Here is a 14,217-nt window from a genome sequence, read left to right as displayed (position 1 = left end):
ATCATCCGTCGAAATGGACAATAAAACATCATCATGAGTGGAGTATATTAGACTCACCATTTCTAATAACTACGGAGAACCAAGATGGTAACTGCTGGCTCAAAACCGGGAACAGGTTTCTATTTTTGCGTTCAGTGCGGACATCGCACTTACTTAGAAATTGGTACAGACCGTCTACCACCGTGTACCAAGTGCCAAGGCAATCAGTTTAACAACAAGAACGCCTAAGCCAACACACTAAAACAGCGATCCCTGTTTTAAATAAAAAGCCCTATTACTCCATAGGGCTTTTTTGTTATCTTTAAAACTAGACTTCAATCACAATAACCAACAACAAAAACAGGAATCATCATCATGGAAACCATCTTAGGATTATGTATCGGCATTGGCTTAAGCGCAGCGTGTGGATTCCGTGTATTTGTCCCATTGCTTGTGATGAGTGTAGCATCCCTCATGGGCTGGTTTGAACCGATGAAAGGCTTTGATTGGCTTGCAATGCCATCGGTCTGTATCGCACTGGCTGTCGCAACCGTTTTTGAAATAGGGGCGTACTATATCCCTTGGGTCGATAACTTACTCGATACCATTGCCACACCCGCAGCACTGGTTGCAGGCACACTGACTACGATGGCAGCAGGCACAGGGGAAATGTCACAGTTTGCCAGTTGGGCATCGGCACTCATCGTGGGTGGAGGAACTGCAACCGCAGTACAAATGAGTACTGTAGCAGTCCGTGGACTATCCACTGCGACCACAGGCGGAGTAGCCAATCCAGTGATTTCAACAGGAGAGTGGATTGGTGCATTTGCAGTGTCAATCTTGTCTTTAATTGTTCCAGTTTTGGTGGTGATTGTTGGTGTGATCGCATTGATTTGGGTAATACGTTGGATCAGAATTAAAAAGAAAAATAGCATCGCAACAGCAATTAATTAAAGCTGAAAATAAGATGGATTAAAGGCTTGTAGAATGAAGATTGATTTAGATTGTATCGAGCAATAATTTAATTTAAAGAATGAGTTAAGCTTAAATTTATGGAAGGTCAAATGCATGATTGACCAGATATAAATATCGACAAAATGATTGATTTTTACTCCAAATACCCATATTTTGATTATGTAATTATAAAGACATAAAATTTATATGGGATTGTTGTTTTTGTGCATTTGGTACGAAAATTTGAAATGTAGGGGAGAAGATTAATGATCAAATATATCGTCGATGAAAATGCATTACCGAGTGGCGCTTATCAAATGCATAATGCAACACGAGGCTGTGAAGACATCCCCAATCTTAAAAACCAAATATTCATTGGCAACTTTGCCGATTGTGATCTTGCACTCAAACGTGCGCGTATGAATTGGCCCAGAGAAAAAGTCGTTCCATGCCCGAAATGCTGTGTGGACTAATGATCTATAGATGGTTTTCTATTCATTTTGGAGATTTAGAGTTTAAATTAAGTCGATGTAATGAGGACTCGAGCTCAACTGAACAAAATTGATAATTCATTTTATAAATCATCATTGGCAACAAGCACCTTATGTGAGTTAAGGTCGATATCAATTAAATGCAAAAGCGATACAGTTGCACGATGAGGTGGCGATGAATTCGTGGTGATCTTACAAAACACGGATCAAGCGGGCACAGAAAAATATGCAAGATGTCTTAGAGATATTTTTAAAAGCGGATTAAAGCAGCGCTACGCTTTTGATTTCAGTACCGAGGTCGGTTATTCAATGAGCTTCCTGCTAACCTTGATGAGGCAACCCATCTCACTGACCAGCTGATATATACATCAAAAGTAAAAGGTAAATCACAAACCACAATTCGAGTTGCATAATCTGTAATTGAAATCTTTGTATTAAAAATTCTCTTAAAAGGATGATTGTTGGTAAATAAAAGACTTATTTTGATTCATTTGGAAAATATTATTTAAAATTTAAACTAAAGTGAAAATATTTCTCAAATAGATTAAAAAATAGCGCATCTTAGGAAATTAATCCCGAACAACTTTGACTACTATATCTCTCAAGGGTGTGACGGGAATTGAAAAGAGTAGCATGCTGTTAGCGGCGCAAAACGCGAATGCAGTACTCACCCAAAAGGTCTCGATTCGACTTAGGACGCTATAGATTACCAATTTATATGCACATGGTTATAACTTACAAAGTTATGCTCGTTGAAGTTAAACATTATGTTTTTCCCAACACCCTTAAAAATTCTGAAAGACAAAACCAATAAAAAAATAGAACCCATCAACATAAAAATCAAAACAACAACCTCCCTCAAGTAAAACGCCATCTTATATTTATTACAGCGCTATAAAATTGAAGTTATTTCAATCCATTGATAACATATGCACACAATTTACATTTTAAAATAATGATATGAAAAAATTAAAAACGATCATGCTCCTTTTGTTAACGCTTAATCTTTTTGCATGTGATCAAATCTCTAATATTCAAAAAAATGCAGATAATGCATTTGGTGATCAACATTTCAAAACAGCTATTTCATTAATCGAATTGCATAAAATAAGATATGGACAATATCCTGAAAATTTAGAGCAAATTAAATTTACGGGAAGTTGGGATTTGATGGCATTGCAATCAGTAAGCTATAAGCAAAATGCTGAAGGTTATGACCTAGACGTTGTAAATGGATGGGTTGGACAGCCTGAAATCAAATATCCCGATGAGTTTTGGCAAGGTTTAGGCATTCAACATAGCAATATGAAGTAATCAGTTTCATAGAATAAATGTGCTGGGCTGTCGAAGATTGACAGTCTAAGCACCACTTGTTATTTTGCGCGCACTTTTGCTGAAGCTGTTATTTCATGGCGCTGAACGATAATTTTGTCTATATGCCTCCTCAGGGTGAACTTTCAATTCTTTATGAGGATGATGATCTGGTCATCATTGAAAAACCTGCAGGACTATTGTCTGTCCCGGGGCGTTTACCTGAGCATCATGACAGTGCGTATTTTCGTGTTTTAGAGCAATTTCCAAATGCCAAAATCACCCATCGTTTAGATATGGCAACATCGGGTATTTTGATGTTTGCCAAGCATCGGGATGCCGAAGTAGCGGTGAGTAAAATGTTCCAAGCACGTACCGTTAAAAAAAATTATATCGCTTTGGTACAAGGAAAACTGCCTGATACAGGTCGTATCGAAGTGCCTCTGATTACCGATTGGGAAAATCGTCCACGTCAAATTGTGCATTTTGAATTGGGTAAGCCAGCACTGACTTTGTATGATCGTGTGACATATGATGAAGCAACAGATGTTAGTCGCGTGTTATTGACACCGATTACAGGTCGTTCGCATCAACTTCGTGTGCATCTACAATATATTGGTCATCCAATTACAGGGGATAAGCTTTATCATCCTGAGCCGACACGTAGTCCATTGGGTCGTATGGCATTGCATGCAAGTTATTTGGCATTTACTCAGCCATTGAGTGGCACAGAATTAGAGATTGTTTGTGAAACTGCTTTTTAAGGGATAAAAGTGGCAATCAACATTAAAAATCGTATGATGTGAATATCTTAAAAGAAAATTATCGATGAAAATAATAATTAAAGTCGCACGTGATAGTGTTGCGCTGGGCGATGATTGTACTGCCCCGAATAAACGAGAATTCGAAGTAGCGCAAGATTCTACAGTGGCAGATTTTTGTCATTTAATGATTGAAAGTGATTATTTACCTCCTATTCAGGGAGGTGAAGCGACTTGGGTTTTAACATTCCAAAATCAACCGATTGCGGTGTTTGCTCAGCAATGGAATGACCCTAAATATCTAGTCGATTCAAATGAGGCATTGTCAAACTATATAAATCGTTTAAGTGATCCGCGCAATGATCATTTTTGGTTTGATTATCAATGCCAAAAAGATCCACAAAAAATCTATCGAAACCTAAAGCTTTAATATGATTGTGTCAGATTAAATTTAAGATTAAAAAATATATCTCCAAATTGAAATAGAATTAAGCTAAGGTGGTTCTAACCTGATGAAAAGAAACACAAGGATTCTACAATGACTGAACGCGACCTAGCACTATTTCCAAATGATGATAATGGTGATGTCCTTTGGCAAATGGCTCAAGACGGTGACGACCTCACTGAAGCACATGAAATTGAATATTCAATTGCATTCACAGACAAAGCAAAAGCTGAACAGTGTGCATTATTTCTTTTACATGAAGAGCAAAAAATCAGTCTCTTTATTGATGAAGAATCAGAAACCCAAGAGTGGATTATTACTATTTATGTCTACATGGAACCTGAATATTCAGACATCGTCGATCTAGAAGAATGGTTCACCAAAATTGCCAATGAACATGGCGGTGAATACGATGGTTGGGGTTGCATGGCATATGTCTATGATGACGAAGACATTGATGAAGAATTCCAAAGTTAATTTTTTTGAAGCGTTATTGTTAAAATAGCCAATAAAATTCAAATCAGCCCTAATATTTAAAAATATTGGGGCTTATTTTTAGATGAACAATGAAACTTATGATAAAGCGAACTTACTCACTCTACGCTGAACAATAAGACTGATTTAAATCATAACTAAAATATTGGAATGCTTTGATAGCTATAAATTAATGTTATAATACAGACTTTCTTTTTTGCTTCATTTTTTAAATTTGGAAATTATTATGTCTTTACCAAGCTGCCCAAAATGTAACTCAGAATATACGTATGAAGATGGCGAACTATTGATTTGTCCTGAATGTTCACATGAATGGAAAGAAGGTGAAGTCGCTGAATATGTTGCGATTATTAAAGATGCTGTTGGTAATGTTTTAGCCGATGGCGATACTGTGACAGTGATTAAAGATCTTAAAATTAAAGGCTCATCATCCGTCGTTAAAGTCGGCACGAAAGCAAAAAATATTCGTTTGCTTCCAGATGCAAATGATGGTCACGATATTGATTGTAAGGTAGATGGTTTTGGTCCAATGAAACTCAAATCCGAATTTGTAAAAAAAGCATAAATTCTACAATTCTTGTGAATAGCTGGCTTTAAGATTCAGTGTGTTTAGAAATATATGCACACTTTAAGTCAGTGCTTCACTTTAAGATTTTCCATAATGCACACAGCATAGTAAATCCAAAATTATCCGACTAGACATAATGAAGATAGTCAAAAAAGCAGTTTTGTCAGGCAAATACGCTTGGACGTTGTCTCTTATCGCTTTATTTTTAAAATCTATTTTCAATTTGATCAGTGCAGATATTGAATTGGAACAGTAATTTATTAGTTGAATACGGCATCGCAAACTCATATTTCTATTCAATTAGCTTCATTGCACTCTACTTTTAAACAGTTAAAATACTGCTCACTTGTAGTTCAGTATTTTTTAATCTTTCAGAGCATTCATTACTTTAAAAATAATTTCTCTAACTACCTTATTTGTATAAAATAAATCTTGGCGGACCATTTATTTAGTTGTATTAAAAAATAGTCCTAGTTTGTCAAATTTTAATAAAATTGTTCACAAAAAAATCATAATAAATGATAAAAATCCCAAAATTCCCCCTTACTTTAATGGATTAAAAGTGTTAACTTCATCACAAATATAAGAAAAATGAGGAAGCAAACCGTGCCAATTCAAATAGACGGTGACAAAATCATTGCACAAGAAGTTTTGGCTCAAATTGAGTTGTGGGATCAAGCTGTGGTCGGCACAAATATTAAAGCACTTGCGAATCAATGCTGTCCTGAAATGCGTATGTTCGATGTCAGTAGTCAGTTGAATAACATCGAAGAATATAAAACAGAATGGGCGAAGTTCAGCCCTTACTTCATGGAAGGTATGCAGATTTCACGCCGTGAAATTAAATTACATACCAGCGACTCTTTGGCTGTTTTACATTGTCTCTCTAAAGTTGAACATAGTGCTTTAAAAGGGAAGTTGCAAATGCCTTGGTGTCGTACGACTCTATGTTTAAAAAAGCTGGGTGATGAATGGCGCATTGTACATCAACATATTTCTATGCCTGTGGACATCATCACGGGAAAGGCCGTCCTATTGAAGGATAAGCCTAAGCTGCGGCTGGTGGTTTAAAGTTTACTGCTTTGAGCAGAATTTATTCTAAAGAGCTTCTCACAAGAGATCTAAAGAAATAAATAGACCTGTAATCAACTTTACGGGTATTTTTATTGAAGGGTCCAAAATGTCAATCTGATGCCTAAGCTTAATAAATTCAGTTATAGGATGTGTGTGGTGATCTTTAAATCAGGTGTTATATGCTGGTGATTAAAATAACGAATTTCGGAAATGAATAATGGGATTTCATGATCTGTATCGAATGAGTTCACATGCGGTGATTTGTAACCAAGATGGACAGATACTGTTACTCAAAGCGAACTATGCTGATCATGCTTGGGGATTACCTGGTGGCGGTTTAGATGTCGGTGAAACGATACATGATGCGCTAATTCGTGAATGCCAAGAAGAGCTAGGTTGTGAGGTAGAAGTGAAATATTTGTCAGGTGTCTATTACCATTCAGCTATGAATTCACATGCGTTTATATTTCGATGCGAGCTGATTAGACATAATGAAAACACAAAAATACAGCTCAGTGATGAACATTCGGAATATGCTTGGTTTGATGTAGAGGCTTTATCCAAAATTCAACAGTTAAGAGTGACAGATTGTCTTGCTTTCAATGGTTCTGTCATCAGTCGCGCTTTTTAGGAGCAAATATGGCTATTTCATTTGATCAATGAACCGATGCTGAGTTGCTGAATATCGCCAATCAGATGATGGATTCACTTATGCAGGCATCGATTGAAAAAGACTATGCCAAGCATATTCAGTATTTTAGTCAACGTGCTAAAAGCGCATTGGATGAAACGCAATTTAAGATTGTGTGCGGTGTTTATCAAGAGAAGATGGGTCTATTTACAGAACGAGAATTTGTAAAACTGTTCCGACGCCCTGAATCTGTAGCGGTAATTTGGACGCAAAAATACAGTAAAGCCGAAGGTGACTATGTTGCTGAAATGGTCATGCTGATTGAAGATGATCAATATAGAGTCGATCATGCTTTTGTGTTCTAATCATGAACAACGGTTCACCAAACTTGGTGGATGATTTTTAAATTTATATTTTAATAAGATGATCAGTAATCATAATGAATAATCAAAATTTACAAGCTCTATTTGAGCAAACCCAACAAAACTATGAGTTGATTCCGCAATTTATAACGGAATTATTGGACGCTGAAGTTTTTTGTCTGGGTACACAGGATGATGCAAAAAACTTCCAATTCCGCGTATTGGAGTCGGCAGAGGGTGAACAGGCAATTCCATTTTTCTTATCGCTAGACATGATTCATTCAGATGTAGGTGTGGATGCTGAATATTTTAAAATGATTACTCGCGAGCTTTTCTCCATGACCAGTGGAGCAACTTTGGTCATGAATCCGACCTCTGATTTGGCGAAAGAGTTTTCCCCAGATGAGGTGAACGCTATATTGAATATGGATATGGATGAATTGTGATCTGAAATCGATTCAATTTTACAGTTCAATTTGAAAAAAGACGATCTATTGATCGTCTTTTTTACGCACTAAAACAACTTTTTAGCTAAAAAAGCTGTTTAATTTGCATAAAATTTGATTAAATAGACAGCATTCAAAGATACGCTAAAAAAGATAATAAATATGCTTTCCAATATATTTTCGGCTATAGAAAAACTTGGCTTAACCGCTCAAAAAAGAGCCATACACGCACAGTTTAGTAATCCAAGCTTAAATGAAGAAGTGTTTCTACAACGAATAGATGGTCAACATGCGCTCAATGAGGGGCTTAAGGCAGAGTTGATTTGTTTATCCACTAACGCAACTATCTCGCTTAAACAATTTATTGGTTGCCAAGTCGCTGTGGATCAAGTCACCGATCAGGGTAAGCTGTTTCGTACCACAGGGATTATTACCGAAGCAGCGCAAGGGCAAAGTGACGGTTCACTGACCCTGTACAAACTTACACTTCAAGATCCTACATCTCTATGGCATAAACGGCTGAATAACCGTGTTTTTATGAATAAGTCTGCGATAGAGGTGATCGAAACCATTTTTCAGGAATGGCAAAGCAAAAGTGCACTATTTGCTGCAAGTCTCAGTTTAGATCTTGGTGGACTTAAACAACAGTATGATGTGCGTCCTTTCATTATGCAAAGTAATGAAACCGATTACGACTTCTTGACGCGTCTCATGCGCAGTGAAGGTATCAATTGGCTGATTGACGAAGCTCAACTCCAAGTACCTGTCTCATCAACTTCCATAGAAGCTCAAAAGCTCAGGCTGATAGACGATAGTAGCCAATACCAAGCACTTGAACGCAGAAACATCCGCTTCCATCGCAGTAGTGCAACTGAAAGAAAAGACAGTATCATTAGTTTTGTGGGGCAACGTAGTATTCAACCCACTGCTGTGCATGTACAGCGTTGGCAATCAGATGTGCTGGAACAAGAAGAAGGAGCAGGCACGGTTCAAAGCAAGCATAAACATAGTGATAACTATGATAATGCGAGTTTGGCTTTGGAACAGGCTTGGCATTTCAGCCCTGCATGGATGCAAGATCTAAAGGGTGAAGATCAGGCGACAGCATCAAATAATAGTCAAATTGAAAAATTTAATAAGAATCTCAGTAATTATTACGATACTCAAAGTAAGCAGTTTGTAGCAAGGTCAACTGTTAGAGATACACAAGTTGGTTATTGGTTTGAATTTAATGACCATCCTGAAGTTGATGAGCATAGTGGTGCTGATAAAGAGTTTTTGATTGTTGGTAAGAGTTATTACAACCAAAATAATTTGCCTAAAGATTTGGATGATCAAATTGGTCAACTACTTGTGCAGAGTAATTGGTTGCCTTCAAATTTAAGCCAAGCTAATCAAGAGAGACAGCTTAATAATCTAATATTACAACGACGAAACGTCAGTATTGTTCCTGAATTTAATCCATTGAAGCATCGTCCTGCAGCTCATCCACAACGTGCCAAAGTTGTTGGACCGCCTGGCGAGGTGATTCATGTGGATGAATGGGGACGTATTAAAGTCCGTTTTTTATTCACTCGTAGTGAAGATCATCAACACGATGGAGGGGCGGGTGCAAATGAAAATGATACTGACTCTGCTTGGGTAGATGTTCTTACTCCTTGGGCGGGTGATGGATATGGTGCTCGCTTTTTACCGCGTATCGATGAAATTGTCGTCATTGATTTCTTTGATGGGAATATTGATCGTCCTTTTGTAGTGGGACGCTTGCATGAGGCTCAACGCAGTCCGACTAAGTTCGATGTACAAGGTCAGTTACCAGATACCAAGAAATTGAGTGGTATCCGTTCTAAAGAAGTAGCTGGTGGAGGATTTAACCAGTTAAGATTTGATGATACAACTGGGCAAATTAGTGCACAGCTTCAGAGTAGTCATGGAGCAAGTCAACTCAACTTGGGAAATCTAAGTCATCCAAAATCATCCGATAAAAGTGATGGACGAGGAGAAGGATTTGAGCTTAGAACTGACCAGTGGGGGGCAGTGCGAGCTGGACAAGGTCTACTTTTAAGTACATATAAACAAAACTTAGCTAAAGAAGATCACTTTGATGCAGTTGATGCTAAAAAGCAGCTTGAAAGCAGTTCTCTTAATAGTAAAGACTTAAGTGATATCGCTAAAAAGCAACAGGCGGATGAGTTGGAATCATTTGAACAACTTAAACTGTTCGCTGAACAAATTGAGAAAGAAGTTGCTCACTTTAAAAAATCTATTTTGTTACTTACCTCAATAGACGGTGTGGCGATTAGTACGCCAGAAGATATTCATTTGTCTGCAGATGGTCATATCAATCAAGTTGCTAGTGGTAGTATCAATTTAAGTACTCAAAAGAATTTATTAGCACAGGCATTGGGGAAAGTCAGTGTTTTTGCTGCTCAATCAGGTATTAGTACGATTGCAGCAAAAGGTAAAATTGAAGTTCAGGCTCAGGATGATGCACTTGACTTATTAGCAAAATCTGGGATCAAAATAGCGTCTACAGAAGATAAAATTGAAATCAGTAGTCCAAAAGAAATTGTGATTACTGGTGGTAACTCTCAAATCAAAATCAATGGTTCAGGGATTTTTCCTTCGACGAGTGGTAAATTTGAAGTTAAAGCAGGTCAACATTTATTCCAACCAGGTCAAGGTGTATCCGCTGCGGCAAAACTTCCTAAGCCTAGCAAATTGAAAGGTGCATTGGATTTACTGCGTAGTTACGGGAAGGAAGATTTTTTCAAGCAAAATGCTTATAAAGTCATCGATTCTTTAGGAAAAGAAGTGACTGGAAAACTTGATGCAAATGGTTTTGCAGCTGTAACAGGAATTGCACCAGGTCCAGCCAAAGTTATTTTTGATAAAGATAAGAGAAGTTGCTGGTCACCTTCAAGCCATTTTGAAAGTCGTAGTTACCAGTGGTCCAATGGATTTGTAGGCGCTTCTGCTAGTGGAGGAGTGCTACAAAGTTTATTGGGTGGGGCTGGTCAAAATTTAATGAACCAATTAAAAGATAATTTGTTCAATTTAAATGGAGATACACTTAAAGATATAGGTAGGTCCGCGTTAAATGATTTGGGTGGCAAAGCATTGAATCAATTCGCTAATCAAGTGGGCGGGAGTTTATTAGGTGGTATATCCAACCAGCTGAATTTAAATCTGTCTGCTGATCAATTGATGAATGCAGGGCAAATGTTGGCTAATGGCTATGAGACAGTGGAAACGATAAAGGAGCAAGGATTAGATTTCTTTAAAGATCAAGCCGAAGCACTTTTCAAGGATGGACTCAGTAATAGTTTAAATGCTTTGGGAGCGGGGGGGGCGAGCGGTTACGGTTTTAATGGAGGTTTTAATCCTCACTCAAATGTGTCATCAAATAATGGCTTTTTAGGAGGGTATACTCCTAGCAATAGTTTTGACTCCGCGAGTGTATTTACAACAGACGATAGTCCCGTGGTTGTAAATGATGATTTTATTTCACAAGAATATTTTCAAAACAGTAACCTAACTTACTCAGAAACATTGAGAGTGAGTAATGAGGGCGAGCAATATGATGCTATACAAAAAGATATCAATACTCATACTGATTTAAGTACCTCGACTCATGTGGATCAAGAAGAAATATCTGTTGAGCACTCAGATAAACAACAAGATAAACCCTTATTTGAGGTAAAAGATCCTGATGAGCCTGTGGTTGTTCATGACTCTTTTATTACGCAGAAATATTTCAGTGAAGGTAATGTCAATTATACGGAGACAATTCGAGAAGTGAAATTACCAGATTCGGAAAATTTCAATGCGCAGAATAAGAAATAGTTAGATTTGCACCTAAAAATGCAGATAAGTAATGTAAGTAATTTTATATAGATCTAAAAAATTAAAAGGTAACAACATGACATTCCAAGATACAGCAAATTCAGGTAATCCAGGCCAAGGACAAGAACAGGTTCAAGATACTCCCCCTGAGTTGGCTGTGTTTAATTTGGAAAGCACCCGTTCACCGACCGATTTACAACGCATTGCCAGTCAAGTGCAACTGTTTTTATCCAGTTGTGGTCAAACCAACTTACAACAACTGCAAGCCTATGCCAACGTCCCGATGGTGGCGAATTCTTTTGCCTTAACCGGCAGTGTGCTCGATGTGATCTTGTTTGCACTGAAGCCCAAGCAAGGTGATGCCGGCGTACAACAGGCAGCGCTACTCAGTGCCAATTTGATTGGCTTGTTCTTGGCACCGCAGTCCGAAGCGCATGTCCGTATGGCGCTGAGACCGATGTTTGGTCTAATGGCTGAATATCTGTATAAAGAAGACGGTAAAATCCAAGAGCCTGGTATCAAACGCCTGTCCTTGCACTTAAATGCGATGATTGCCGGCGACCTAGAAAAATTCCTCAAAGAAACCAAAGGCAAGTTGGCAGGCTTACTCAGCAGTGCCAGTGCTTTGGGAGCATTGATGATGACCGCACTGAGCATGCCAAAAGGCAGTATTACAGGTGCGGTAGGTGCTGTCTCTGGTGCTGTCAGCAGTGCAGGTGCCAGTGCTGATACTCGTGATCCCAAAGAACAATTTAGCAACTGGGCCGCCTCGCTTGCCAGCTTGATCTCTACCGCAGCCGTGGCCAAACAAGGACAAGATTCAGCCTATGCCGACATACCCATAGGGGCTTTACAGCTGCTTGCTGCCAAACATGCGGGTCAATTGACCGGCGCGATCCAAGCCCAATCCAGCGGACAAAAATACACCCTGATGTGGTTGATTGATGAAACCTTAAAAGCGATTGCTGAGCTAGAAAATAAAGTCAGTGCCAGTGTGCCTGTGACCCAAACAGGGGAGCTGGAGCGGCATACCAAAGGCGATACTTTAGAGTTTGTTTCGCTACAAGCCAATGCCCTCAATGATCCACTCTGCGTAACCCTTGGCAGTGATTCAGCAACTTTCAAGAGTATCAGCTATGCCATCGGTGCAGAGCGGGTCAAACATACTGATTTTTATCTGCCACTGCTCGGCTTTGGCTTTAGCCGCCAATACAACTCGCAAATGTCAGAGTTTGATGACAGTTGTATAGGTGCACGCTGGATGATGCCCTTTTCCAATCGGATTGAAGCGACTGAATTCGGCTATCTCTTTATTGATGGTAATGGACGTAAACATCGATTACCAGCCAGTATCACTGAACAAGTCTACGACGTACCTTTTGAAGGGATTTTGATTGCCCCGCTTGAGAATGGTGATCTAGCCTTAAATTTTGGTGGCGATTGGAATTTTCACTTTCACCAATTTGTAGAAGGTGGGCACTATCATCTGGTGTTAGAGGAGAATCCAAGCAGTAACGAACAGGTGAAACTGGATTATTTGCTGGTCAATGGACAGGCCTTTCTGAAGCAAGTCGATTTTCAACTTAAAAAAGCCCAGCAGAGCTTAAAATTTGCCTACAACCCCCAAGTGAAGATGATTGCGATCTTTGTGGATGAGCAAGCAGAACCACTGGCACGCTATGACTATGATCAACACGGTAATCTGATCAAAGCCTATGATCAAAATGGGCATCATCGAGATTATACCTATAACCATGCCCATCAACTGACCCGCTATACCGACCGCACAGGACGTGGACAAAATATCCGTTACGAATCCCCTGCAGCGAATGCCAAAGCGATTGAGGAATGGGCGGATGATGGGAGCTTCCACACCAAACTGAAATGGCATCCGCGCCTACGCCAAGTGGCGGTGTATGATGCCTATGACAATCCGACCTACTACTACTTTGACCTTGAAGGCTTTACCTATCGCACCCGTTTATCGGATGGACGCGAATCCTGGTATTCCCGCGATCAATACAAACGCATCACCCGACAAATCGACTTTGAAGGACGCGAAACCCAACAAGAATACGATGAAGCAGGACAACTGACTAAAATCGTACAACCCAATGGCGGGGTGATCCGCTTTGCCTATGATGATCAAGGCAATCTGATTGAAACCAAAGATCCCGAAGGCAATATCTGGAAAAAAGAATACGATGCTGATGGCAATGTCAGCAAAGAAATCAATCCACTGGGACATACCACGACCTATAAATACAATGCTCAAGGGCAAGTGGTTGAGGTGATTGATGCTAAAGGCGGTAAAAAGAGCATTCAGTACAACGACCTCGGGCAAATGCTGTCCTACAGTGACTGCTCTGGCAAAGAAAGCGCGTGGGAATATGACGAAACAGGCACACTCTTACAACAACAAGATGCCACAGCCCAAGCCGTGCAATACCTTTATAGCGACCAAGGCATAGATAAAGGACAGCTTAAAACTGTCATCTACCCCGATGGCTTAAAAGAACACTTCGAGCATGACCAAGAAGGACGCTTGCTCAAACACATCGATACCGCAGGCAAAGCCACCCTCTACAGCTACAACCAAACCGGGCTACTGCAACAACGCATAGATGCCAACAAATACCAGATTGGCTACCAATGGGACAAACAAGGCCGCATCCAAAAGCTGATCAACCAAAACCATGCAGAGTACCTGTTCGATTACAACAGCATGGGACAACTGGTTCGAGAACAAGCCTTTGATGGCGAAGAAAAGCATTATGCCTATGCAGAAAGTGGACGCCTGTTCCAAATCAAACAAGCTCAAGTCATTACCCAATTTGGCTACCATGAAGATGGA

General features: G+C 39.4%; 14 protein-coding genes. All 14 read left to right on the top strand.

Annotation, left to right across the window (positions count from 1 at the left end; genetic code table 11):
• Positions 1 to 84: 84 nt before the first annotated feature.
• On the top strand, positions 85 to 228 hold the full coding sequence (locus tag AC5YCE_RS01705; protein ID WP_004647987.1) for a zinc ribbon-containing protein: 144 nt from the start codon (positions 85 to 87) through the stop codon (positions 226 to 228).
• 126 nt (positions 229 to 354) lie between these two features.
• A complete protein-coding gene (locus AC5YCE_RS01700; RefSeq protein ID WP_496170687.1) occupies positions 355 to 933 on the top strand; it encodes a DUF4126 domain-containing protein in 579 nt (192 codons plus the stop codon).
• Positions 934 to 1,199: 266 nt separating this feature from the next.
• Positions 1,200 to 1,406: a hypothetical protein gene (locus AC5YCE_RS01695; protein ID WP_496124407.1), complete on the top strand. Its 207-nt coding sequence runs from the start codon at positions 1,200 to 1,202 to the stop codon at positions 1,404 to 1,406.
• A gap of 978 nt (positions 1,407 to 2,384) precedes the next feature.
• Entirely contained in the window at positions 2,385 to 2,738 is a 354-nt protein-coding gene (locus AC5YCE_RS01690) for a hypothetical protein (RefSeq protein WP_496124408.1), read from the top strand.
• Positions 2,739 to 2,833: 95 nt separating this feature from the next.
• Positions 2,834 to 3,499 (top strand): RluA family pseudouridine synthase, encoded by a 666-nt coding sequence (locus AC5YCE_RS01685; RefSeq protein WP_496170685.1) that lies wholly within the window; start codon positions 2,834 to 2,836, stop codon positions 3,497 to 3,499.
• 64 nt (positions 3,500 to 3,563) lie between these two features.
• Complete coding sequence (locus AC5YCE_RS01680; RefSeq protein WP_496170683.1) at positions 3,564 to 3,926, top strand: hypothetical protein; 363 nt, start codon at positions 3,564 to 3,566, stop codon at positions 3,924 to 3,926.
• 108 nt (positions 3,927 to 4,034) lie between these two features.
• Complete coding sequence (locus tag AC5YCE_RS01675; protein WP_496170681.1) at positions 4,035 to 4,418, top strand: ribonuclease E inhibitor RraB; 384 nt, start codon at positions 4,035 to 4,037, stop codon at positions 4,416 to 4,418.
• 244 nt (positions 4,419 to 4,662) lie between these two features.
• A complete protein-coding gene (locus tag AC5YCE_RS01670; protein WP_496170679.1) occupies positions 4,663 to 5,001 on the top strand; it encodes a zinc ribbon domain-containing protein YjdM in 339 nt (112 codons plus the stop codon).
• 609 nt (positions 5,002 to 5,610) lie between these two features.
• Positions 5,611 to 6,075 carry a YybH family protein gene (locus AC5YCE_RS01665; protein WP_496170677.1) on the top strand — a complete coding sequence of 155 codons (465 nt, stop codon included), beginning with the start codon at positions 5,611 to 5,613 and terminating at the stop codon, positions 6,073 to 6,075.
• Positions 6,076 to 6,295: 220 nt separating this feature from the next.
• A complete protein-coding gene (locus AC5YCE_RS01660; RefSeq protein ID WP_496170675.1) occupies positions 6,296 to 6,709 on the top strand; it encodes an NUDIX hydrolase in 414 nt (137 codons plus the stop codon).
• Positions 6,710 to 6,789: 80 nt separating this feature from the next.
• Positions 6,790 to 7,074: a hypothetical protein gene (locus tag AC5YCE_RS01655; protein ID WP_496170673.1), complete on the top strand. Its 285-nt coding sequence runs from the start codon at positions 6,790 to 6,792 to the stop codon at positions 7,072 to 7,074.
• Positions 7,075 to 7,148: 74 nt separating this feature from the next.
• Complete coding sequence (locus tag AC5YCE_RS01650) at positions 7,149 to 7,517, top strand: SseB family protein (protein ID WP_496170671.1); 369 nt, start codon at positions 7,149 to 7,151, stop codon at positions 7,515 to 7,517.
• Between the two features lie 162 nt (positions 7,518 to 7,679).
• Complete coding sequence (locus tag AC5YCE_RS01645; RefSeq protein ID WP_496170669.1) at positions 7,680 to 11,363, top strand: type VI secretion system Vgr family protein; 3,684 nt, start codon at positions 7,680 to 7,682, stop codon at positions 11,361 to 11,363.
• Positions 11,364 to 11,439: 76 nt separating this feature from the next.
• On the top strand, positions 11,440 to 14,217 hold a 2,778-nt coding region (locus AC5YCE_RS01640), incomplete at its 3' end, for a DUF6531 domain-containing protein (protein ID WP_496170667.1).

The sequence above is a fragment of the Acinetobacter sp. CY79 genome (assembly GCF_059515845.1).
This window is presented reverse-complemented; position numbering and strand designations above follow the sequence as displayed.